General features: G+C 51.0%; 23 protein-coding genes and 2 pseudogenes. 1 reads left to right on the top strand and 24 read right to left on the bottom strand.

The features are described 5' to 3' along the window. Window positions 1-36: 36 nt before the first annotated feature. From QVF11_RS24840 to QVF11_RS24765, 15 genes and pseudogenes are all read right to left on the bottom strand, one after another. Window positions 37-432 (bottom strand): phage minor tail protein domain-containing protein, encoded by a 396-nt coding sequence (locus tag QVF11_RS24840; RefSeq protein WP_287637449.1) that lies wholly within the window; start codon window positions 430-432, stop codon window positions 37-39. Window positions 433-489: 57 nt separating this feature from the next. Continuing rightward, a pseudogene (locus QVF11_RS24835) lies at window positions 490-960 on the bottom strand (phage tail tube protein); the annotation flags it as partial. Window positions 961-967: 7 nt separating this feature from the next. Then, window positions 968-1366: a phage tail terminator protein gene (gene gpU, locus QVF11_RS24830; RefSeq protein ID WP_287637451.1), complete on the bottom strand. Its 399-nt coding sequence runs from the start codon at window positions 1364-1366 to the stop codon at window positions 968-970. Continuing rightward, a complete protein-coding gene (locus tag QVF11_RS24825; protein ID WP_287860078.1) occupies window positions 1363-1914 on the bottom strand; it encodes a phage tail protein in 552 nt (183 codons plus the stop codon). Before QVF11_RS24825 ends, gpU begins: the two co-directional genes overlap by 4 nt. Beyond that, entirely contained in the window at window positions 1904-2197 is a 294-nt protein-coding gene (locus QVF11_RS24820; protein ID WP_080850552.1) for an ATP-binding protein, read from the bottom strand. The genes QVF11_RS24825 and QVF11_RS24820 overlap by 11 nt, the downstream gene beginning before the upstream one ends. Next, window positions 2190-2516 (bottom strand): DUF2190 family protein, encoded by a 327-nt coding sequence (locus QVF11_RS24815; protein ID WP_097357930.1) that lies wholly within the window; start codon window positions 2514-2516, stop codon window positions 2190-2192. The genes QVF11_RS24820 and QVF11_RS24815 overlap by 8 nt, the downstream gene beginning before the upstream one ends. Before the next feature lie 81 nt (window positions 2517-2597). Beyond that, window positions 2598-4658, bottom strand: a complete 2061-nt coding sequence (locus QVF11_RS24810) for a ClpP-like prohead protease/major capsid protein fusion protein (protein WP_462661383.1) — start codon at window positions 4656-4658, stop codon at window positions 2598-2600. After that, window positions 4567-6066 (bottom strand): phage portal protein, encoded by a 1500-nt coding sequence (locus QVF11_RS24805; RefSeq protein WP_287860076.1) that lies wholly within the window; start codon window positions 6064-6066, stop codon window positions 4567-4569. The genes QVF11_RS24810 and QVF11_RS24805 overlap by 92 nt, the downstream gene beginning before the upstream one ends. Continuing rightward, a complete protein-coding gene (locus tag QVF11_RS24800; RefSeq protein ID WP_014228569.1) occupies window positions 6063-6278 on the bottom strand; it encodes a hypothetical protein in 216 nt (71 codons plus the stop codon). Before QVF11_RS24800 ends, QVF11_RS24805 begins: the two co-directional genes overlap by 4 nt. Further along, complete coding sequence (locus tag QVF11_RS24795; RefSeq protein ID WP_287860071.1) at window positions 6275-8383, bottom strand: phage terminase large subunit family protein; 2109 nt, start codon at window positions 8381-8383, stop codon at window positions 6275-6277. Before QVF11_RS24795 ends, QVF11_RS24800 begins: the two co-directional genes overlap by 4 nt. Beyond that, window positions 8383-8874: a DUF1441 family protein gene (locus QVF11_RS24790; RefSeq protein WP_004849299.1), complete on the bottom strand. Its 492-nt coding sequence runs from the start codon at window positions 8872-8874 to the stop codon at window positions 8383-8385. Before QVF11_RS24790 ends, QVF11_RS24795 begins: the two co-directional genes overlap by 1 nt. Before the next feature lie 230 nt (window positions 8875-9104). Further along, window positions 9105-9290 carry a hypothetical protein gene (locus QVF11_RS24785; RefSeq protein ID WP_071785246.1) on the bottom strand — a complete coding sequence of 62 codons (186 nt, stop codon included), beginning with the start codon at window positions 9288-9290 and terminating at the stop codon, window positions 9105-9107. 66 nt (window positions 9291-9356) lie between these two features. After that, the gene (locus tag QVF11_RS24780) at window positions 9357-9734 is read right to left on the bottom strand and encodes an outer membrane protein assembly factor BamE (RefSeq protein WP_163523724.1); all 378 of its coding nucleotides are present in this window, start codon (window positions 9732-9734) and stop codon (window positions 9357-9359) included. Window positions 9735-9841: 107 nt separating this feature from the next. Continuing rightward, the gene (locus QVF11_RS24775; protein WP_070596267.1) at window positions 9842-10087 is read right to left on the bottom strand and encodes a DUF2560 family protein; all 246 of its coding nucleotides are present in this window, start codon (window positions 10085-10087) and stop codon (window positions 9842-9844) included. A gap of 1139 nt (window positions 10088-11226) precedes the next feature. Continuing rightward, the gene (locus QVF11_RS24765) at window positions 11227-11520 is read right to left on the bottom strand and encodes an Acb2/Tad1 domain-containing protein (RefSeq protein ID WP_025108059.1); all 294 of its coding nucleotides are present in this window, start codon (window positions 11518-11520) and stop codon (window positions 11227-11229) included. Between the two features lie 138 nt (window positions 11521-11658). Between QVF11_RS24765 and QVF11_RS24760 the strand changes: the two genes are divergently transcribed. Then, on the top strand, window positions 11659-11943 hold the full coding sequence (locus tag QVF11_RS24760; RefSeq protein ID WP_014837907.1) for a hypothetical protein: 285 nt from the start codon (window positions 11659-11661) through the stop codon (window positions 11941-11943). Window positions 11944-12033: 90 nt separating this feature from the next. On the opposite strand, the gene QVF11_RS24755 is transcribed toward QVF11_RS24760, so the two are convergent. From QVF11_RS24755 to QVF11_RS24715, 9 genes and pseudogenes are all read right to left on the bottom strand, one after another. Continuing rightward, window positions 12034-12228, bottom strand: coding sequence for a hypothetical protein (locus QVF11_RS24755; protein ID WP_287860058.1), 195 nt, complete (start codon window positions 12226-12228; stop codon window positions 12034-12036). After that, on the bottom strand, window positions 12179-12454 hold the full coding sequence (locus QVF11_RS24750) for a hypothetical protein (protein ID WP_014837906.1): 276 nt from the start codon (window positions 12452-12454) through the stop codon (window positions 12179-12181). The genes QVF11_RS24755 and QVF11_RS24750 overlap by 50 nt, the downstream gene beginning before the upstream one ends. Continuing rightward, on the bottom strand, window positions 12451-12795 hold the full coding sequence (locus QVF11_RS24745) for a DUF7940 domain-containing protein (RefSeq protein ID WP_042944971.1): 345 nt from the start codon (window positions 12793-12795) through the stop codon (window positions 12451-12453). The genes QVF11_RS24750 and QVF11_RS24745 overlap by 4 nt, the downstream gene beginning before the upstream one ends. Next, window positions 12792-13334 carry a glycoside hydrolase family 108 protein gene (locus tag QVF11_RS24740; RefSeq protein WP_049094270.1) on the bottom strand — a complete coding sequence of 181 codons (543 nt, stop codon included), beginning with the start codon at window positions 13332-13334 and terminating at the stop codon, window positions 12792-12794. Before QVF11_RS24740 ends, QVF11_RS24745 begins: the two co-directional genes overlap by 4 nt. Next, window positions 13331-13630: a phage holin family protein gene (locus tag QVF11_RS24735; protein ID WP_031280382.1), complete on the bottom strand. Its 300-nt coding sequence runs from the start codon at window positions 13628-13630 to the stop codon at window positions 13331-13333. The genes QVF11_RS24740 and QVF11_RS24735 overlap by 4 nt, the downstream gene beginning before the upstream one ends. A gap of 989 nt (window positions 13631-14619) precedes the next feature. Further along, window positions 14620-15219 carry a hypothetical protein gene (locus tag QVF11_RS24730; protein WP_049083040.1) on the bottom strand — a complete coding sequence of 200 codons (600 nt, stop codon included), beginning with the start codon at window positions 15217-15219 and terminating at the stop codon, window positions 14620-14622. After that, entirely contained in the window at window positions 15216-15356 is a 141-nt protein-coding gene (locus QVF11_RS24725; protein WP_157261913.1) for a YlcG family protein, read from the bottom strand. The genes QVF11_RS24730 and QVF11_RS24725 overlap by 4 nt, the downstream gene beginning before the upstream one ends. After that, window positions 15353-17335 carry a DNA cytosine methyltransferase gene (locus QVF11_RS24720; protein WP_287860042.1) on the bottom strand — a complete coding sequence of 661 codons (1983 nt, stop codon included), beginning with the start codon at window positions 17333-17335 and terminating at the stop codon, window positions 15353-15355. Before QVF11_RS24720 ends, QVF11_RS24725 begins: the two co-directional genes overlap by 4 nt. Continuing rightward, window positions 17328-17768 (bottom strand): annotated as a pseudogene (locus QVF11_RS24715) (phage N-6-adenine-methyltransferase); the annotation flags it as partial. The gene QVF11_RS24720 and the pseudogene QVF11_RS24715, both read right to left, overlap by 8 nt.

Here is a 17768-nt window from a genome sequence, read left to right as displayed (position 1 = left end):
CCCTGGCTAATCGCATAGCAAAGCGACGCGAGCGGGTCAGGACTTTTCCAAATCTGGCTCTTCCTCTTCTTCAGTTTCCTCGGGGTCATTATTAACTGGGGGGATCATCCCTGAAAGCATACGCACAAGTAATGCAGCGCTGCCCAATAACCCAGGTGGATATTTCCGCATTATCTCTGGGAAAATATCTTTCCCGTCGCGTTCCTCGCCATCCGCTTCACTTAAAGATAAAGCGACAATCATGGCCTGATCTCGCGTAGCCAGCAAAGTCGCCATTTTAAAATTCTCATCCGGTGATAATCCATCCGCAGGCAATGATTTTCTTTCTTCAACCATGAACTCAATATATTTCATGCGGCTGTAAGCAGATAATTCAAACAGGGTGATATTTTCGCCTTCAGGATTTAAAGTATCTTTCTTGAGGTAGTTCATTAATTAGCTCCGGCGCGGTGCCGTGACACCGCTGTCGAAAATATATTAAGGAGTGGTAGAAGCGTTATCTTCAGCCAAAGATGGTTTGCCTTTATTGGTAATTTGCGCACTACGGGTAATTACTTCATTTCGCGCAATTGTTTTACCCAGGCTATTTACCCAACCGGTAAAAATATCTACTGCACCGTTTGGATATTTAATCTTGTAGGCTTTTTCATCACCACTCATAAACCAGTCAACAAGGTCCTGCTGACCAGATTCACCTGGTTTCCATGCAAGAGTAACGCTCGATTGCCCGGCTGACTTAACCCCCTGGGCCGTGGAATCCCAGTCAGGCGCATCATCATCAATATAGGAATCATCATACGACTCCGCAGTCAGCTCACCAGGCGTAATCTCTTTAATTTTTGCCGTACGAGTCCAGCCAACGTCACTCAGCGGATCATCGTAGGGATCACCTGTTCCGGTGTAAATCCAAAACGTCGTCCCTGCCCCTTTGGTCGGTGTAGTCGGTGTTGGTGTTGGCATAAGCTCCTCACATAATATAAGTCAGGGAATACTGGAGATCGGCGGAGCCCCATGTAGTGGCTTCATCGTCACGTTGGTAGTCGTAGCCGGCAACGCTGATGGTTTCGACGATACTGGCAAGCACAGGAACGTCAGTCATCGCAGGATAGATGCGGGTTTCCATCCATTTATCCAGCTCGCTATCGGTCGCGGTTGCTTTAAGGAATACTTCAATGTGGAGGACGGCCTCCCACTCCTCCTCATCAATGCTGCTACCCGTAGCCTTCGCATCAGTAAGATAAACTGCGACCGCGGGCAACTCCTCTGGAGCCAGGAATGCTGGCCGGCCGTCATACCAGAAGGTTTTCCCGGGGTTGATAAACTTCAGTTTGTCTAGAACGGCTTTTCTGATTTGCGGGTGTATCATTTTGTCACCAGCCTTATCTGATTTTTAAGGGCCGCCATAAGCTCTTTTGGCATATCCGATTCCATCAGTTTGGGCAGTTCTTCTCTGAATGCCGTTGTCAGAGGTGTAACCAATGGTACTTTCACAACCTCGACCGGATAACGGGATTTTCCGGTACGCCGGAGAACGTGCCAGCGCCCGTTGTTAAGTTGCTGTACGAAGGCCCCAGGGAAGCTGAAATTCCCAACTTTCAGAACGCTACCTGAACTACCGTTATCACGCTTACATCGTGAAAGCTGAACCCGTACTGGCCCCAACTTTATCGCTGGCAAATTCCCGCGATTTACCCGGATGGTTGCCATTGGCTTTTTAGGACTCGCCCGCTTAAGCCTGGATCGCTGCATAACCAGCTTCCGCTTAACCCTGGTTTCTTTCGCCACACGGGTTGAGCTTCGGCTTATTGCTCTTCCAGCCACCCGGTTAATGGACTGAGAGGTCGCCCGCGGTATAGCATTTTTACTGATATTACTCAGGTTCTGTTTGAGCTCTTCCAGGCCTTTAATCGTCACCTATGACCTCCTCAATCCAGATCTGCGGCTTGCCATTAAAGAGAAGCCAACGGGTGACGGCGTAAACCTGACTTTTATAAATAACCTCATCTCCTCGCGCCGGCTGATAGCCGACGCTGAAGACGACCAGGTTAATCCCATCACCCGCGACCGGCCCCAGCTCAGGCAATAGATGACTTTCAACGGCAATATGTTCATTGCCGTTAATAGTCACCGTTCTGCCCAACCTTTTCTCCGTCAGCGCATCCATTCTTTCAGTCATCTTGTCAAAGGCATTAGCCATTGATTTTGACTTCCAGGACGGTAACGCCTGCAGCAGCATCTTCCCAGGCAGTCCCGGCTAATACCGCATCGGTGTCATCCAACTGAACATTTCCAGCTTTGAGATATACCTTTTCCCCGGCGGTCACGGCATCAGCTGGCAGCTTAGGTAAAAGGAAGACACCTTCAGCGAATCCGTCGCCTACATCACCCGGCTGAATATCGGTAATTGCAACCGCAACGATCCCGCCCAAAGCGACCGGTGTGCCGCTGAGAATCTCGTCTACACCAGAGTTTTTAAGTGGGATGGTCATGCCGTTTTGCACATAATTTTTAGCCATAACGTCTCCTGTCAGCCCCGTAGGGCTGATTTCAGGTATAAAAAAAGCCCTTACGGGCGTCGATTTTCAGAACTGTAATGATTACTGGCCGCTGGATTTAGCCAGACCGCGATAATCAAGCGGTGCCACACCAGCATCGATACGAACTTTTGTAGCGATACCGTCAGTGGTAAACCCTTCCTGCTGATCAATGTAAGGAGTATCAACACCATTCAGATACGCCACTTCGATGGTGTCCGTCCCTTTTGCAGCCATCAGATACCAGGCTTTTGCGTCAGATTCGTCAAGACGGGCCTCTGCAATCACATCTGCAAAATTCTGGATCGGGTTAATAATCCCGGCGTTGATATCCGCCCCTTTTACGCTCGCTGATTTAATCGTCTGGTTAGCCAGTGTCTCCAGCGCGACCGGCACCAGCATAAATGCCGGGCGGATATTCAGAGAGCGCTCCCCCTCTTTCTGCAGGCGCATCAATTTACGCGCATCGTCCAAGCTGCTGACGGAAATAGCACCAGTGGACAGGTTCTTGTGGTCTGCGTGGAATAACGTCTTACCATCAGAGAGTTTTGGGTTTTTGGTCAGGATGGCGTAAACCAGGTCACCGATAGTCGCCTTAGCGGCACGGCCCATTTTCATCGGAACATCAGTGAGCTGGTTCAGATCATCGTTGATGATTGCCTGGCGGGTGATGGCAAAAATTTCCCCGTAGGTGGCGAGCGCGATGGTTTCTCCTTTATCGCCGGTGGTCACATACTTATATTCAGCACCTTCGCGAACCTGCCGCAAAGACGGGAATCCGCCCATTCCCACACGATGCGCTGTCTTAAAGTCCGATAGCTGGCCTTTCTTTGTCCACTGCTCAAAGGTTTCTGCCGCTTCGTCCCAGCCCTGCAAAATCGCTTTGTTGGCGACATCAAGCAGGATGTTGCCAAAATCGGAGGTGCTGTGCGTCAGCGCCAGCCCTACCATCTGCATCGGATTATAGCTCGATACACCAATTCCCCGCTCAGTCAGGGCCATGCGGGCATATTCACGCAGGGTCATGCCGTTGTAGACATTGTCACGTTCCTGACCTTCAAATCCGGCACGCGCCATCAATGCCTGGCGAATACCATCGGCGACAAAATTACCGTTACCTGCATGGATATGCGCTGGCGTGGTTTTCGCCGATGGTGAAGCATCTTTACCCAACAGCGCCAGCAGCGTGTCTTTAGCCTGATCGACAGTGCAATCCATATCGGCTACACACTTCGCCTGCAGTTCGGAATGTTTGCCACCAAACATCGCGAAGAGATTGTTAATACCGTTAACACGTTCTTTCTGCTCCGCAATAACCTGGGCGCGGATGGTGTTTTCGTCAGCGCCGTTCGGCTGAGTGGCAAGGTGTTGTGCCTGAGGCTGATTAACAGGTTGCTGTGGATCGCGCTGGTTAGAGTTACGCGGAGGTGTAATCATATTACGAATGTTGTTTGGCATCTTTTCGAAGTCCTCAATACGTTTAGACTGGATACAGGCCATAGCCTGAAGGGATGGTGTGACCTGGTCGGCAAAACCCAACTCGACGCATTCACTGCCGTCCATCCAGGTTTCATCTTCAAGCATCGCCGCGATTTCATCGCTGGACTTGCCGGTTTTCGCTGCATAAGCAGGGATCAACACGGACTCAACCTTGTCCAGCAATTCGGCATAGTCACGCATATCGTTAGCATCGCCACCAGCAAAGCCCCAGGGCTTGTGGATCATCATCATGGTGTTTTCCGGCATGATGACCGGGTTACCCACCATTGCAATGACGGATGCCATAGAGGCCGCCAGGCCGTCGATATGAACGGTAATTGCAGCTCCGTGGTGTTTAAGGGCATTAAAAATGGCGATGCCATCAAAGACATCGCCACCAGGTGAATTGATATGAAGGTTAATATGAGTTACATCACCCAGTGCCTTCAGATCGTTCACAAACTGGCGAGCTGTTACCCCCCAGTAGCCGATCTCGTCGTAAATGTATATTTCCGCTTCGTTGTCGGCGCTGGCCTGCATACGGAACCAGGAATTACTTTTTGCGCTGGCTTTCGGACGTCGGGGCGTCCGATTCTTTGACTTCGGCACTGGTGCCTCCTTTATCGTTAGCAGGATCGGTGTCATACACCAGTCCAAGTTCGCGGTTATCATCGACTTCAGCCTTACGGCGCCGTTTCACGTCATCCGGGTTGCGCCCGCTGGCACGCACCCAGTCAGATTCCGTCGCAGCGCCGCCCCGGATTTGCGCCTTCCAGGCATTAGCCTCTTTAACTGGGTCGATCCACGGCATAACCGGGCCGGAATAAACTGCAGTGTAAAGCGACGCCATATCCAGCCCACGTGGTAGCTGAATTTCGCCAGAAGCTACCGCCATTTTTAACCAGTTTCGGTACATTGGCCGGGTGATTGCGCCGATGAACCAGTCCTGAAGGATCAGATAACCATCTGTTGATTCAACCAACTCCTGGCGCTGCGCACTGTATGTTCCATCGTAGTTTCTGGCTGTACTGGAGAAGCTGAGACGAGCGCCGGCAGCGACAGCGCGCAATTGTCCATTTCGGAATGGTTCAAGGTTAGGGTTTGGTCTGTCGGACTTGATCATCCCGATGTCTTCACCGGGCAGCAAATCATCATAGATAATGCCAGGCTCAATTATTACGTCGCGATTGTCTTTACTGGCGTCACCATCAAGGCTTTGCCCGTCCCCTTTTTTAATGTACATCCCCAGTGCAGCTGCAATGCGTGCTGCCGTTAGCTCCGCATCCTCGTATTCTTTCAGCGCACTGAGGCGCATGAGTACACCAGATAGGAGAGATGTACCTCGGGTCTGATGAAGACGGCGGGTAAATTTGAGATGAAGCATATTCCCGGCATCAACATCTTTCGTATCCAATTGACGGCCAGTAACAGGTAGACTTTTATAGACCAGGTACTTTTTCGGGCGCCCCCAGTTATCTACATAAACCCCCTGGCATAATTGCGCAGACTCATCATTGGTCATCGGCACAAAATCGGCCTCAAGCGCTTCAAGCCAGAAAGGTACGCCAGCCACCGGATCAAGTCCCTGCGCTGAGCCATTCACCATCTGAGCGAAAATTTCTCCGTCCCTGAGCCAGCTCCTGAGCATCAACCGCTCAAGCATCGGGCGGGTAAACTGTCCCGTTACCTCAGGGCTGACCGACCATTCAGCCCACTTCGCTCTAATTTGTTCAGCCAGTTTCTTCGCTATTTTTCCGTTCTTCAGTACCGGGTGGGGCTCAACAATAATTCCTTTTGCCCCCACCACCCGTTCTTCAAGCTTATCGAACACGCCGATAACGAGATCGTGATTATTGTCCAGCCATCGCGCTTGCTCACGGAGGGATACAGCACCCATCTGGCTTAGCTGGTTAGCGGAACGGTTTTCCCTGCGCGCCTTGTGTGTTCGGGCGGGCTTAACAGCTTCATATGCCTGAATCATCGCTCTGGAACGTAAACGCGATGCTTTCCATCCAGGGGAAAAGACGCCAATCGCATCATCTAACAGGCTCATGGAAACCTCGCGAGTTTATAACCGGGTCGCCCGTGTCGTTGAGCCAGAAGGGAAGCAAGGCGGCGCTCCCATTCTTGCCGCCCTTTGCGGATTTCGGACAGGTTTTCCAGCGTCATCTGCTGCCCGTTGAATGTTATAGACTTTCCGTCCAGCACAGCTATTTCCGCATCGGTATAACGCTGGATAATGGATTCAATATCGGTTTGTTTCACACCCAGCCTCCTGATGATGTGGTCCAGGGATTGTTTTCAACATCGGGCTTATTTGCCTTCCGTTTTTTCCTGCTATGGGTCGTTTTTGGTGGTAACGTGGATGACACTTCGCCAGTTTCCGACGTGCTTTCTTCGATCCACGTTGTCCGCTTCGCCCATTCAGGTGCATCCGCCCACTTAATCTTTTCGTACCCGTGCAATATGACCAACGCATCAGCATAAACGAGCAGGTCGAATGCTTCGTTCGGACCTCGGCCCGGTTTTCTCCATTTTCCATCAGGTGATCGCTCCTCATAGGTCAGCTCATCGTAGAACCAGCTGCCGAGCCATTTCGGGAAATGCACATAGTTCGGGCCGGGTGATTCACGCCACAGGGCGTTATTAACCTGGTCTTTCAGTGCATCGGTCTGAAGAAGGTAAAGCGGCACATCGCCAGCAGCTTTTGCCCGGCGAGTTGATCTGTCAGTGTTATCAGGAAATGTGCGGGTAATCAGTTTTGAGCGTCGTACACTGTCGCCCTTAAAGAGGAAAACCTTTTTACCCAGTCCATCCCGTCGACATTTACGCCAGAACTTATAGGCGTTATCGGTGACACCATCCTCGCCGCCTGAATCGACAGCCATCGCCATGAGCCGCATGCGTTTTGAAGGGTCACTTGATAAGGCCCAGGACTTTTCGAACACGTCGGACAGAAGTAAATCCCAGTCTTCCGGGTAACTGGCCGGATCAATGGGGTAACATTCACCGTGCTCGTTTGCCCGTAATGACTGGCGGATGTTGTAGCGATCGACCAGCCATCTCTCCCCCTGCATGCCATACCCAGTAACCTGAACCACAAACCGCCGGGACTTCCCGCCCTGCACGTCGACTGTCGCTATGAGAAATTCAACGCCGTCGGGTACTGAACGTTTTGGCACGTCTTCGGCTCGCTGCTCCAGCAGTTCACTTTTACGCTGTTCCATGCTGGCACGGGGCAAATAGGGCCGACCAAAGTCGGTATTGACCACCGTTTTTAGCGTTTCTTCGCTCTGTGTGGACTCATATTCCTGCTCGGCAGTCAGGAATTTGTATATCATCTGTGCCCACGTCTGGTATGCCGCGGCTGGCCCTTCCATCCAGAACGACGCGATACGTGAACGACGCGGCTCACCATATTTATTTCCATCACGATCTATTTTTTCCCCGTCGCGCAGCCAGACATGGCGGATATTCAGTTCACGTTTCATATCCGGCGTGATCTTGCCTTTGCAGGCCGGACACTGAAGATAAGCAGACTCACTTGCCACAACGGGATCAGGGGAGTCACGGTATCCCGTCATATTGGCGACTTCGGGCTGAAAATATTCTCCGCAATGCGGGCAAGGCCAGTAAAGGCGGCGGCGGTCACCACGATTAAACAACGATAATATGCCGGTAGTTGGCGGCGCTTCATGCGCGGTGGTTGGTCGCCATTTTGTGTCACGAATATCACGGCCAGGCGAACTCTCAACCAGGGTCATGCCGCTGGACATAAAGGTAGTGGTACGTTTCGAACCCAGGGAAAATGCATCACCCTCCCCGTCGATATCTTCAGGAAAGCGATCATAGTCAGTCAGCGCCACACTTTTATAGTCTGACGACGACATGATGTTGACCGACGGCCAACCCAGTTTGAGATAGTTTCCGGCCCGGAAGGTACGGTCGTGAACGTTATTATCATTACGACGCGGGCTGAGTCGCGATTTTACTTCCTGACTACAACGGAATGTTCGGTCGAGGCGTTTCTTGGAATGTTCACGTGCTTTCTCTTCGGATACCTGAATAACCAGCATGTCAGCCGGATCACAAACGATGTTATAGACAATCCAGCCATCAATGAGGCCGATCGTTTTCCCGGTTCGGGCAGGCCCGACAAATACTACGGCATCGTATTCCCTGGAGGCCAGACAGTTCATCGGTTCGATAATGTAAGGGGCCAGATTGGGGTCCCAGGGAACGGAGTTACCCGCCCCCATCGGCACACGCATATATGCACTGACCGCGTCGGCCACTTGCATACGACGCGGGGCTCGTAAAATGCCGGAGACATCGCGGCGAATCCCCTTGGCTGATGCCCGTTTTGCCATCAGTCCTCCTCTGGCTCATCCTCCTCTGGTTCGGCGTCCATTACTTTTTGGGCGACCTGATCGCGCAGGTCATCAATCACGCTTTGCACGCGTGACACCGCAACCGGCGTAAGTGCGCAGTCGCGTTCAAGAATGTCCGGGAGTGTTTCAAGCACCATGACAACGGCTTTCGCCATCAGTGAAAATTCTCTGGCAACATCTTCGGCAGGAATAAGTTGCTTTGTATCAACCTCAAATTTCAGTCGCTCGTTCTCAGCCTTCCAGTGCGCGAGCCTGTCTGAGGGGTCCATCTCTTCGACGCTTGCCGTTGAGACCGTCGGAATCATCAGCTCACTCAAAATATCAGTGACGAGATAGAGCTTGAGCTTGCTATTACTGCCCGTTGCCGGAGCAACGTTTTTCAGCCTGGCGGCAACCGTCTGGCGGTGCACGCCAGTGATACCAGCGAGCTGGTTGATGTTGAGTTTTAAAGCAGCGATTTCCTGGTCCATGATGGTGAGCACTTTTTGTACGATTCGACATCATTGAAAATCCGACATCTGGAAAATCAATAACCTGTGCGCATGATGATGATGACTATGAAATATGAAAACTAGCCGTTTTCCGCGAGCACGCCGCCCCGTGGTAGCCTCCCCCTTCGGGAGGACCCGTAAACGATAATGATATTCACTCTCATTATCAAAGCCACTCGCGATGTGAAGGGCTTCTGTAATGCGTGCGTCTACAGTGCAGATGGAGACAGCTCCCCTTCTTCAAACCATGCGTCTACAGCTCGCCCGTCTGCTGCACGATAATGAATAAGGTACTGATTGGGGCCATGTGTATATTCTGCGCGAGCTTTGATATGCCCTTCTTCTTCACTGATAGTAACGGTTACCACCTGACCAAGTTCATGTTTAAAGCTCATCGGTTATTACCTCTTTTAGATATAAAAAAACCCCGCCGAAGCGAGGTTATCATTTGACTGAAATGTCTATTTCTTGAATGCCTCAGCATAAGCCTGTGCACTCTTTTGTGATGACTCCATTATGTCATCAGTCAGCGTTTGCTGGCCCCATTTGGTAACCTTACCATTAACGAACGTTATAACCAGTCGATCGTTAGCCAATTGTTCGTTATCAATTATTGTGTAACCATAGAGAGCCTTATTCCAGTATATCCAGCGTTCGCGTTCCTGGTTCACATCCGTCCTGCGTGGCGACCCCATGATCTGCATGACATCGTTTTTATTCATTCCAAGAGATAAAAGCATTGATCTCTGGTTGTAATCTACTTTCTGGACTGTTGGCGCACATGCGGTAATTGTTAAAGCTGAAACACCAATTAATGCTGCAAAAAGTAACTTTTTCACGCCCCTATCCCCATCGGTTTGTTTGGGACAGATTAACAGGGGAAACAACAGTACCGCAATTGAGCCCGGCATTATCACAGGCACTCAGTGAATGCCTGCTGTAATGCCTAGCTGGACTGCTCAGCGCTGGTATCGAAGAGCGGCAGCGCTTCAGTTGCTTCCTGCACTGCTTTCATCGTCTTTGCCACCACTTCAGTCTCTGATGTGACACGGCTGTATTGCTGGATGAATAACTGGTACTTAAGCGGACTGTCCTGAACAAATTCTACAGCGACTTTTGCCGCCGCGGTGTCGTAGTTCAGAGTTGAAAGCAGGTTCAGACGAATCTGCTGGGCGTCGGTGATTTCGACCATGTCGTACCTCTATGCGATGTGGGAGGCTTTATCAAACCACTTCGGAAAGTGGCTCCGTAATGCCATTAAAAAAGCCACCAGGAGGTGGCCTTTCTGATGGCTAAGAAAAAGGCCGCAAAAAATGCGGCCTTTTGTCATGCACAGTTATCGATTAAATAAACTCTCAGGAGCCATCCGGGAGAGCATCACTTAAACGAGTAACTGACCTCCGACAGACTGGTATTGGGACAGAGGTGCAATGAGAGTAGTGTGTTTCTTTTTTTTCACACCAGCAACCACACAATAATGTGTAGTTCGTCTTTATAATCAGTAACTGCTGACCAATTAGTCTGCCCGGACAGATTATTGTTCTGGACATTATTATAGAAATCATTAAATGAATGCCTTCTGTAAGGCATTCAACTATGCGACTCAGTACTTAGCTCATTTAATTCACTAGCTTTTGCATTGCTTCATCCACACCTGACATCCTTAAGAGCAAAACAGATAGCTGAATATGCAATCCCGCTAATCCCATGAGCCCGCTACGCTTGTTAAATCTCATCTTTTTTCTAAACTAATGTATGAGTTTTTTCAGCCATAACAAAGTTCACCTTACTGTGGTACCTGTGAGCTCAAGGGTGAGCTACCTCACAAATAGTAGATGCATCATTGGCTACCATTGCAGCATATCTTCATTTGGTCGTATACACTCCAATGGTTTATTAGGTTCCAGAACGATGCTTCGGTCTAGAATGATCAATGCACTTAAGTGAAAGGCCAATGAAACTTAAAGGTCATGTATTTTTATTATATTGTTGAAACAAAAATTTTATAGCTTATTTTTATATCAGGTATATATCCATCCTGAAGTCCCTACGATCACGGCAAGCAGTAGAAAAATGACTGCTGTTTTGGGCATTAGCACACCATAAAATGATAGAGCTAACCCGACGAAAGCAACAATCAAAACTGGCCACATATCCAGTAAGAGGATGAGATATCCCTCGAAAGCACTGTCAATCAGTACGTCCACATCGCGCATTCCTTTTAATAGATAAACTCCGCTGAAATACTATCACGATAGCGTTAGCAGACTATCTGCTAATCATCAAGCATCGACTGACTTATTTTCGGTGGATTTCTTTTCGCAAGTTGTGTTAGCAATCAGCGTCAGGGCGAGCCACCGCGCGGCATGCCCACATACAGGCTTCCTGCATTTTGGTGCGAGCGATTGCCAGACAGCGCAAAGCTTCATCAATCTCCCGAGCCTGCTCAGCGCTTAACATTGCCGGGCCATTACGGACAGCCAACAATTCACCTCGATCGGTATCAAGCAAACTACAGAAGTGGCGGCTGACGCCTTTAAGGCGGTTCATTCGCTCAATGTCGCCAGCGGTTAATGTGCGGTAGCCTTTTACAGTGCTGCCGTCCTGCGGTTTTGCTTCACTCATTGGTTTTTCTCTTTTGGTTGGATATGGAAATTTACCCGCTATTGCGAGGCATCACGATTAAAGGCTGCTACAGGGTGGCGGACAACATTTCTCCTCTATACTGTTAAATCGCCTAACTCAACAGAACAGGGAGAAAATATGATCGATCATTACTACGTAACTCACGCTCAAATCCTGGCGCTGAGAAACGTTGTTGCTTTTATCGTGCAAACGATGCCCGAAGAACAAAAAGAAAATGTCCTTCAGGTTTTGAGAAAATTTGCTGAAATAGAATTAATGGATGGTATCGACGCGCCGCCTACGAGTGATATCACCCCGAAAACAGTTGAGAAGTTAAATAAAGCCTACAAGGCAATCTTCAATGACATCATCGATCTTTCAACGCCTGGCAGGGAATCTGCTTCAGCACGCTACCTGCAATAGCCCTCGCCCTTATCTCCATGATGGCCAGAACGTTCTTGTCTGGCCCTTTCTCAAGTTTGCTTAGTCGAAATTCAATATTCTTTGCCTTGGTCATCGCGTAACCCTGCCGGTTGGTTGCGGGCAGTTAGCCTGCACTGATTTGTTGTGCGCCAGAATGTCTCGCTTCGTCTGCATGTTCAGCGCGTCGATATCGTGGCCAGTCAGGTAGATGATCCGCACCCAGCTGCACGCGGTATCAACCACCACCGGGGCGGGTAAATCTTTCGCGCAGCTCGCGATCAACATCGTCATCGCCCATACGCTTAACGTCTTCCTGTACATCGCTGGCCCCTTTCGTTGCATCAGCCCGGCGTTCTGCCGCGGCGACGGTAGCAGCGGCGTTTTCTTCAGTGCGCTGCTGCTCGGCTTTGGCTTCCGCCTTGCTGGTCCCGCGCGCATGGCCTAACCCAAACGCGCCAGCGATTAAGCCAAGCAGAACGACTACCAGCCCGCTGATAAATTCAAGGCTCATTGCGCCTCCTGCTGCTCATCGGCTATTTCTTTCAGCTTTGGCTGTCTGACGTATTGAGAGAGGATGGCGAGCACCACCAGGGCCGGGCTAATCATTGCCACAATGTTTGCAGGCAGAATATCTTTGATATCCGGCGGCAGCATCGCCCAGGCATGAAGAGCTGCGTCCGGAAATGATTGGGCCCATACACCGACCAAAGCGCCGGCAGCACCCAGGCGGACAGACCATGTTTTAAGCAGCAACCGGGCATGACCAACAAACTCCAGCCGGGTATATTTGCGCACTAGCAACAGAACCAGCACGGCCACCAGCGCCAGCAGAGCGAAAATAATCATCTTCATAGGCTCACCCGCTCTTTAACCCAGCCGTATAGAAACGCTTCGTTAGCCGGCCTCGCTTCGGCCAACTCAAGATAGCGAGCCCCCTGGCTGCAATTCAGCGCCTTTAGCAGCGTGGCTTCGCCATCTTTGCCACGAACGGCGAGATAACTTTTCAGGGCGGCGATGGTGAGATTGCCGATCGCGCCGTCCGTCTTCAGATCCGGATATAGCTTGCCCTGCATATTCAACGCCGTTAACCAGCGCTGCAGGAATGTACTGGCGACACGTGGCCCCATGTTCACGCCAGTATCACACAATTCCTGTGCAATGGCTGGCGACAACTCGGCGATGCAGTCAAACTTCGGTTCTGTCCAGTATTGCGACAGATAAATTGCTTTGGCTGTATCCCGTGGTAACGCCTTCATATCGCCGCTATAGCCATATGCGCGGGCGGTAGTCTGCGTGATACCCCAGCGCGTTGGGCCGCCTTTATCATTCGGGTTATTTACGTAACCCCCTTCTTTACCGAGGATGCCCTCGATAATCTGATCTGCTGTCATGGCGCCTTAACTCCGGTAATGCGCTCCCAGAAATAGGTCAAAGCAACAGAACCCATTGCCCCGCTAATTCCGGAAGTGGCCAGTATCATGTAAATGCTCAATCCGCTTTCAATGCTCACCAGACCAGCAATAACGCCGGTAAACCCTGAAACCACCATTTGGGCAAGAGCATTGATCAAGCTCCATGTTGCCTTGCTCTGCTTCACATCTATCAGGTAGCGGACAAGTCCACCCCAGCAAGCAATGATCAGCAGAACCAGCCAGGACATCCCGGCAATGCTCTCTTTGTCTTGCATACGTTTAGCCATAGTTACCGCCTCCGATTAAAGATCGTGAAGCTGTGTGTTTGAAAAGGGTCAGGCCCGTCAGGCTGGATTTAACAACGAAGCATGTCGATGATGATTCCTGCGGGACCTGATAATAAAAAAGCCATGCAAATGCATGGCCTTGTGATTTGAATCCGTTATTTACAAAATGTATTCGAGACAGTATCTTTCGACTTCCGGACAAAAAAACATATACCGGGACAAAATCTAAATGTAACTGCCTTGCCTGCATGAAACCATGCGGGCTTTTTTTTGCCCAAAGAAAAAGCCCACCGAAGTGGGCCTTACAGCTATCATCATTTTTTATTAGGTGTGGTGCCGGGTGCCTCCCGGTAAGTCGCCGCCAGTCCACAGACGACTCGCAATGCGCAAAAAAACATATCAGACTGGCAATGCCCCTCCGCATAGGGGGATTCACCACATTAACAATTTATTATCAAATTGTTTTGCAGTCAAATACCACTCTCATGCCATATGATTAAAGAGGTCATCCATAAAAAAAAACCTGCAGCGAGCAGGCGAAAGTATGTTTAGTACAAATAAATGTGAATGTTCGTGAAGCCGAATTGCTTCGGAAGACCGTTGGCTTGTCATACCGTGGCCTGCGGACTTTTAACTCCATCTCTGGCTGACAACTTCCGCCCTAGTCAGGAGGTTGACCGGGTAACTTCACGGTAATTTTTTACCTTAAATTAACAATCATGGAACCTACCTTTTTTGGTTGGTTTAAGTCGCTATACGGCGATGTGACAGGGGTACTGATGCAATGCATCTCGCGAATACCCCTGTCGTATCGCCGGAAAGCAAAAACCCCGCATTGGCGGGGTTTTCGTTATATTCAAATTGTCGCTTCTCATCGCTGCCATCGTGGCGCAGCTCTGCCAAGCATGAATGGATTATCTAAATTTTTGGGTGAAAATCAATTATAAAATGAACCTTGAGCACAAAAAGCAAAAAACCTAACTCCTCAGGTTTTTGCGTGCAGATAGAAATGCCCTTCCCTGAAATATCTTAAGGCACCATTTCACGCGCTCTCTTGCCTGGTCTGCCGTCAGCCATGGGGCTATCTTCTGAAGCTCCCTGGTAATATCAGATATTTTTTTTCTCGTCGTGTAATAGCTCAGCCCAACAATATAAACAGGGTCGTTAACATCAAAGGCATCGAGCACACATTTCTCCACAAAATCAGCATCATCATCACTGATAGCGCTGTCTATGACGCTAGTCTCTGGCTTTGGCCATAAAATTATCTGTGCCCTCTTCAGGGCATTAGGCCCGCGAAACCCCTCACTCCTTGCCTGTTCAAGCGCAGCAGTGAAACGCTCAAGTGCTTTGTCTGACCATCTGACCCCTTTGACGGCCCACCAGCACGAATGCGTTGTAGGCTTGCGGGGGAAAGTGGCTCCTCGGAGGCTTTCCCCCCAAACAGTGAGCAGGGATTTAATCCAGGCAGACTGAATGCCGGTAAGTAATTCGGGGCGTCCGAGGTATCGTTTATGCGTGGCAACCGCGACTTCTGACATAGCGGCATTTTGTCTACGGCGTTGCATTGGAGTCATGCTGTCTCTCCCCGGATCTGGCATGTGCGAATAAAGTTTTTCAGTATGCGGTAGTCAACTAATACAGTGCCGCGATGACGGCAAAGGCGAAGCTTTATCCAGCGGTCGCGGATGCGCCCAACAAAGAGCTGATTCATGCCACCTCCCGCTGACCGTAAATACACATTTCAGGAAGGTTTGCCCTTACAAGGGCTTCTGCGAAAGGCGGCGGGACGGCGTTGCCACAGCGCGCGACCTGCTTATCTTTCGCGTATTTCACTCCGCGGTAATCCTGGTCAATGATGTACCACTCCGGGAAGCCTTGCGCCCGGTAAAGTTCATGCGGCTGCAGCATGCGCATTCCAATGTCGACAATGCGATATGTCACCCCGCCGATTTCCACCAGCCCGGTGCATTCTTCTCCGCAGTATTCCTGCAGGAACGCCATCACCTGCTGCGCTCGCTCTTCGTCATAGTCCTCGACCGCCAGAGTCGTTTTAACCTCCCCTACGTGCTGGCCACCGGCAGTGATAGTCGGCATCGGCTCGTCAGTGCGCTGGCCATCGCGGCAGGTTCCGCGCAGCTTAACCAGATGAGAAGCGACTAATGCATGGTGATCGACAGTCGTTACTGAATGCGCTGGCTCATCCAGCCCCACGCCAGCGCCCTGATAATTCCCTCCGTAGTGTTTTGCCAGGAACGCACCAACTACAGCATGTTTCCCGCCACCAGCCACAACGGTGCCCAGCGGCTTATCCTGTCCTGGCACGCGAGGTGCCTGGCCTGGCCGTTCTCCGTATCCTATTTGAATGAGCGTCGGTACAACCAGCTGCGATTTACCGCCACCGCCCGCGGTGATTGTTGCGCTTGGTTCGTGGGCACGGTGTCCGATGCTAGCGCCGAACTGCCTGGCGATAACCGGAGCGACGACACAAGCGCGCGATTCTTTCAGGATGGTGTGAGCGGGTTTATCGAGCGGGCCTGGTTTAGCCTGGTACTCGCTGCCGCCATTGCCAGCCAGGAACGGCGCCAGCTCTGCTTCAACAATACCCAGAGCGTGACCATTCCCGCCCGGGCGTTTTGCCGTACCGGCCGTCACCGTCGGCAACGGATCGGTGACTTCCTGCCCGGTAGCTCCGGTTCGGAATTTTGTCAGATGAGGTACCGCAATTGCGTAGCCGTGGGTTTTCGTAATCGTCTGTAGCGGATCGTCCAGCGCCTGTCCCCGGAAACAGTCGTATTTGCCGCGTGTCGTTGTGTGATTGCACTTCACGATGAACGGCGAAGCGCTTTCGATAACAAAGCGCTGAATGCCGCGGGCAATCCGTTTTAGCGTATTCTCTGCCAGTGACTTTTTGCGACCGAAGATGCTCGGCGCGGGGATTGACCAGTCTATGCATTCCGCAGCTGTACGCCACGGCTCTGTCTGGCCCGCCAGCACGGCGGCAGACTTCGGATCCCCGTGCGTGGCTTCCGGCCAGACTATCGGTTTCCCGTCCCGTCGCATCACCATGAAGAACCGCTTACGGATGGTCGGCGCGCCATAATCGCAGGCGCGCAGCTCGCGAAAATCGACGACATAACCCAGCCCGGCAATTAAGCGCTTGGCCTGCTCGCTATCCGGTGAAAACTCCAGAAACTCGCAACACTCCACCAGTGCAGGATGATCTGCTGGAATACCGGTGGTAAGCATCCCGACAAATGCATTGAAAGTTTCACCGATGCGTGCCGGATCTGGTCGCATTTCTGCCGCGAGTAACGGACCCCACGTTTTAAACTCTTCGACGTTTTCCAGCATCATGACTCGCGGGCCAACATCCAGCGCCCAACGAATGACGATCCATGCCAGCCCTCGAATAGCTTTCTCTACTGGTTTAGCACCTTTCGCTTTAGAAAAGTGACGACAGTCAGGCGAGAACCATGCCAGGCCGACAGGCTTGCCACTGGTAGAGGCTAATGGGGATACATCAAACACACTTTCGCAATAGTGAAGCGTGTTGGGATGGTTAGTGCGATGCATAGCAACGGCATTAACATCGTGGTTAATAGCAATATCAACGCTTCGCCCGACCGCCATTTCAATACCAGTCGATGCGCCACCGCCACCAGCAAAATTATCAACAATTAATTCACGCATGACTCACCCCCTGCATGCTTTCCACTAATCCACCAGCAACAGCGATAATTTCGCTTGTTGGCATACGCTCCAGACACAGCTGGTTAATGTGGGCTTTCAGCTTGTCCTGCTGAGGGAATTCCAGATCCTCAGCACCTTCAACCTGACGAAATATCAGCCCTACCTCCAGTGGCCAGATACTTGATTCCGTCTCTGGTAGTTCAGTAGACGCGGTCGGTTGCTCAGCTTTCGCTGGTTGCGCCATTGCTTGCCCTGGACATTTGCCAATAGCAAATTGCGCTAGCGCCATAAATGCCTGGCCTTTCGCTTCCAGTTCGGTGCGGTTGATATAACTGAATTTTTCCCCTCGCCAGGTCTTATCAAACACAGCTATGGCACCAGCAAAAAACGCGCTTGTTGGCCTTTGTTTGTCGTTGGCAGGGTTAAACCAGAC

The organism is Klebsiella sp., assembly GCF_027492335.1.
In the GTDB taxonomy this organism is placed as follows: Bacteria; Pseudomonadota; Gammaproteobacteria; order Enterobacterales; family Enterobacteriaceae; genus Klebsiella; species Klebsiella huaxiensis.
The sequence above is the reverse complement of the archived record's forward strand: the minus strand, read 5'-3'. Positions and strand labels throughout refer to the sequence as shown.

What these genes read in the sequence shown, in the direction of transcription:
- QVF11_RS24820 (WP_080850552.1), bottom strand. Translation starts at nt 2,197, where the DNA reads ATGGCTAATGCCTTTGACAAGATGACTGAAAGAATGGATGCGCTGACG.
- QVF11_RS24760 (WP_014837907.1), top strand. Translation starts at nt 11,659, where the DNA reads ATGATCGATCATTACTACGTAACTCACGCTCAAATCCTGGCGCTGAGA.
- QVF11_RS24785 (WP_071785246.1), bottom strand. Translation starts at nt 9,290, where the DNA reads ATGAGCTTTAAACATGAACTTGGTCAGGTGGTAACCGTTACTATCAGT.
- QVF11_RS24720 (WP_287860042.1), bottom strand. Translation starts at nt 17,335, where the DNA reads ATGCGTGAATTAATTGTTGATAATTTTGCTGGTGGCGGTGGCGCATCG.
- QVF11_RS24775 (WP_070596267.1), bottom strand. Translation starts at nt 10,087, where the DNA reads ATGGTCGAAATCACCGACGCCCAGCAGATTCGTCTGAACCTGCTTTCA.
- QVF11_RS24805 (WP_287860076.1), bottom strand. Translation starts at nt 6,066, where the DNA reads ATGAGCCTGTTAGATGATGCGATTGGCGTCTTTTCCCCTGGATGGAAA.
- QVF11_RS24815 (WP_097357930.1), bottom strand. Translation starts at nt 2,516, where the DNA reads ATGGCTAAAAATTATGTGCAAAACGGCATGACCATCCCACTTAAAAAC.
- QVF11_RS24765 (WP_025108059.1), bottom strand. Translation starts at nt 11,520, where the DNA reads ATGAGTGAAGCAAAACCGCAGGACGGCAGCACTGTAAAAGGCTACCGC.
- QVF11_RS24750 (WP_014837906.1), bottom strand. Translation starts at nt 12,454, where the DNA reads ATGAGCCTTGAATTTATCAGCGGGCTGGTAGTCGTTCTGCTTGGCTTA.
- QVF11_RS24790 (WP_004849299.1), bottom strand. Translation starts at nt 8,874, where the DNA reads ATGGACCAGGAAATCGCTGCTTTAAAACTCAACATCAACCAGCTCGCT.
- QVF11_RS24735 (WP_031280382.1), bottom strand. Translation starts at nt 13,630, where the DNA reads ATGCAAGACAAAGAGAGCATTGCCGGGATGTCCTGGCTGGTTCTGCTG.
- QVF11_RS24840 (WP_287637449.1), bottom strand. Translation starts at nt 432, where the DNA reads ATGAACTACCTCAAGAAAGATACTTTAAATCCTGAAGGCGAAAATATC.
- QVF11_RS24755 (WP_287860058.1), bottom strand. Translation starts at nt 12,228, where the DNA reads ATGTTGATCGCGAGCTGCGCGAAAGATTTACCCGCCCCGGTGGTGGTT.
- QVF11_RS24730 (WP_049083040.1), bottom strand. Translation starts at nt 15,219, where the DNA reads ATGACTCCAATGCAACGCCGTAGACAAAATGCCGCTATGTCAGAAGTC.
- QVF11_RS24795 (WP_287860071.1), bottom strand. Translation starts at nt 8,383, where the DNA reads ATGGCAAAACGGGCATCAGCCAAGGGGATTCGCCGCGATGTCTCCGGC.
- QVF11_RS24740 (WP_049094270.1), bottom strand. Translation starts at nt 13,334, where the DNA reads ATGACAGCAGATCAGATTATCGAGGGCATCCTCGGTAAAGAAGGGGGT.
- QVF11_RS24725 (WP_157261913.1), bottom strand. Translation starts at nt 15,356, where the DNA reads ATGAATCAGCTCTTTGTTGGGCGCATCCGCGACCGCTGGATAAAGCTT.
- gpU (WP_287637451.1), bottom strand. Translation starts at nt 1,366, where the DNA reads ATGATACACCCGCAAATCAGAAAAGCCGTTCTAGACAAACTGAAGTTT.
- QVF11_RS24810 (WP_462661383.1), bottom strand. Translation starts at nt 4,658, where the DNA reads ATGACACCGATCCTGCTAACGATAAAGGAGGCACCAGTGCCGAAGTCA.
- QVF11_RS24745 (WP_042944971.1), bottom strand. Translation starts at nt 12,795, where the DNA reads ATGAAGATGATTATTTTCGCTCTGCTGGCGCTGGTGGCCGTGCTGGTT.